Source organism: Mannheimia haemolytica, from assembly GCF_004342115.1.
Taxonomy (GTDB): domain Bacteria; phylum Pseudomonadota; class Gammaproteobacteria; order Enterobacterales; family Pasteurellaceae; genus Mannheimia; species Mannheimia haemolytica.
Genome location: NZ_SMAC01000062.1, coordinates 1 through 2,900, shown reverse-complemented (window position 1 = coordinate 2,900; position 2,900 = coordinate 1). Strand labels below are relative to the sequence as shown.

At 40.0% G+C, this 2,900-nt stretch carries 2 protein-coding genes and 1 pseudogene; 1 reads left to right on the top strand and 2 read right to left on the bottom strand.

All coding sequences use genetic code 11. The features are described from left to right. Positions 1-107: 107 nt before the first annotated feature. Both sohB and lpxB read right to left on the bottom strand, forming a co-directional pair. A complete protein-coding gene (gene sohB / locus EDC41_RS13350) occupies positions 108-1,160 on the bottom strand; it encodes a protease SohB (protein ID WP_006251742.1) in 1,053 nt (350 codons plus the stop codon). 26 nt (positions 1,161-1,186) lie between these two features. Beyond that, a complete protein-coding gene (gene lpxB / locus EDC41_RS13345; protein ID WP_032844699.1) occupies positions 1,187-2,365 on the bottom strand; it encodes a lipid-A-disaccharide synthase in 1,179 nt (392 codons plus the stop codon). A 153-nt stretch (positions 2,366-2,518) separates the two neighbouring features. On the opposite strand from lpxB, the pseudogene EDC41_RS14110 reads away from it, so the two are divergent. After that, positions 2,519-2,809, top strand: a pseudogene (locus tag EDC41_RS14110) (porin); the annotation flags it as partial. Positions 2,810-2,900 lie beyond the last annotated feature (91 nt).

Genomic DNA, 2,900 nt, shown 5'->3' with positions numbered 1-2,900 from the left:
TTTGGGTGGAAAAGAATTTAAGCTCAAATTAATCTGACAGACACGGTAATTTAAAACGGGGGACTGTCAGATTAGGTTTGATCTTCTACACTTTAATAATATATACGCTACATCAGCGTTGAACGACTTTTATGTAAAATCTTAGCGAGCAGGTTCTCTGCTGATTGCTCGAATTGAGAACCCAATTTCTGAGCAAGTTTTTTCTTCTCTTTATATTTTAGCTCGATCACTTCTTTTTCCTTAATTGCATTGAGGAGCAGATCATCACTGGTTGCAATCTCATCAACCAAATTTAGCTCAATCGCTTGCTGACCAAACCAATGCTCGCCTGTTGCAACCTGCTCAATATCCAGTTGTGGGCGGCGTCGAGCCACAAATTGCTTAAACAGAGAGTGCGTTTCTTCCAGTTCTTGCTGGAATTTCTGTTTCCCTTTTTCGGTATTTTCTCCCACCAGCGTCACCGTGCGTTTATATTCACCTGCAGTCATCACATCCACATCAATATCGTGTTTTTTCAGTAAGCGGTGGATATTCGGCACCTGAGCCACCACCCCCACTGAGCCAATCACCGCAAATGGGGCAGAGACAATTTTATTCGCCACACACGCCATCATATAACCACCGCTGGCAGCTACTTTATCTACCGCTGCGGTTAAATAAATATTGCGATCACGCAAACGTTGTAACTGCGAAGCAGCCAATCCATAACCGTGCACCACTCCGCCCGGACTTTCAAGTTTAAGTAAAACTTCATCTTTTTCCGGATTCGCGAGGCTAATTACCGCATCAATTTCACGGCGTAGGGAATTTACTTCGTGAGCCATCATATCGCCATTAAAATTCAATACAAATAAACGGGAAGGGCTTTCTACACATTCTTCGCCTGCTTTTAAGCGTTTTTTTTCTGCTTTAGCTTTCTCTTTTGCTACTTTTTTCTCCTGCTTTTCCTGATGTTTTAATTCTTCTTCACTTAGAAAAAAGCCGGAAAGAGATTTTTGCTGCTCTTTATATTTCTCAGATAAATTGGTAATTGAAATTGAGCCGTTTTCATTCTGCTTTTTCGATTCCAAAATCAGCATCACCACCACTGCAATAATGCCAAATACAGTTAATAACTCTAATAAAAAAATACCATAATTAAGTAATACTTCTTTCCACATAAATTTTCCTTTTTACAAAAAACTAACTAAATTTGACCGCTTGTCGAGCCGTTTAGGAGATCGATAACCGCTTGGGCAGCTTGCTCATCAGCATTACATTGAATTGATTGATGTAGCTGCATAAACTGCTGTTTTAGCAATGCTTTATGTTGTTGGTTTTTCTCATCATCAGCTAAAAATAGAGATAACTCTTGAGCTAAATTTTCCGGGTTGCATGCTTCTTGGATCAATTCTGGTACCAATGGGGCTTGAGCCAATAAATTCGGTAAGGAGATATAATCGGTTTTCACTAATTTTTTTGCTAACCAATAAGTCAGCGGTTTCATTCTATAACCAACTACCATCGGAGATTTGCACAACATTGCCTCTAGTGCTGCTGTTCCCGATGCCAAAAGAGTACATTCTGACGCAATCATAGCCTGACGAGCCTTGCCTTGAATAATATTCAGTTCCAACTCGGGAGCTACTTGCTGTTTAATTGCATTAAATTGCTCCATTCGCTTTTGGCTGACCATTGGCACTAAAAACTGTAAATCCGGAAAACGGGCTTTTAACAACTGAGCAGCCTTCAAAAAAGGCTCAGCCAAAAACTGAATTTCACTGCCACGGCTTCCCACCAAAATTGCCATATATCGCTTGGATTCATCAATATTTAACGCTAAACATGCCTCTGTACGATTTGGTTCGAGTGGGATCGCATCTGCCATCGTATGCCCGATAAAACGACAAGGCACATTGAATTTATCATAGAACGCTTTCTCAAATGGCAGAAATGCCAACACTAAATTAGCTGCTCTGGCAATTTTAAACACCCGCTTTTGTCGCCAAGCCCACACCGAAGGGCTAACATAATGGATTGTTTTAATCCCACTCGCTTTGAGTTTTTCTTCAACGGTTAAATTAAAATCCGGTGCATCAATACCGATAAATACATCTGGTTTCAATTTAAGCATCTCATCAATAACCTGTTTACGACGCTTAAGTAAACGAGGTAAATGTTTAACCACCTCTGCTAGCCCCATTACAGAAAGCTCTTCCATATCAAACAAAGACTGGCAGCCAGCCTCAATCATTCGAGAGCCTGTAACACCGATAAATCGAGCATTCGGGTAATGTACTTTTAACGCCTTAATTAACCCGGCACCAAGAATATCGCCAGAGACCTCACCAGCAACTAAGCCAATAACGGGGAATTGTTGTTTCATATTAAATATTATTGAAGATCTGTAAGTGACTCTATTATAACCAATCATCATATAAACTAACAAAACATTATTGTCTAGCAATGAATATTCACATACACTACCTCCCTTTATCTATTCATATGGAGTGATTTTTATGAAAAAACAACATGAGCGATTTTAGCATCAGCCTTAATCGCAAACTCAGCTCTAGCTATTACGATTTACGATCATAAAGAAACCGGTACACAAATTGAATTTATTGGTTCTGCTCGTATTAAGTGGGAAAGCACCTCAGATAAAACCTCACCGGTAAATGGTAAAGCTACCCGCAACCACGTTAATCACGCAGTGGATAACAACGGCTCTCGTTTTGGTTTCCGTTTAACCCAGCAAGTGGGTCACGGATTCTATGCTTTAGGTCGTGTGGAATGGCGTATGCGTGGCGATTCAAGCTCACAACATAACTGTAGAAGATCAGACTTGATCTGACAATTCACTCTAAAAAGTGAGAGTTTCCCGTTTAGAATATGAGTGTCAAAAATCAATCTAAACAAAA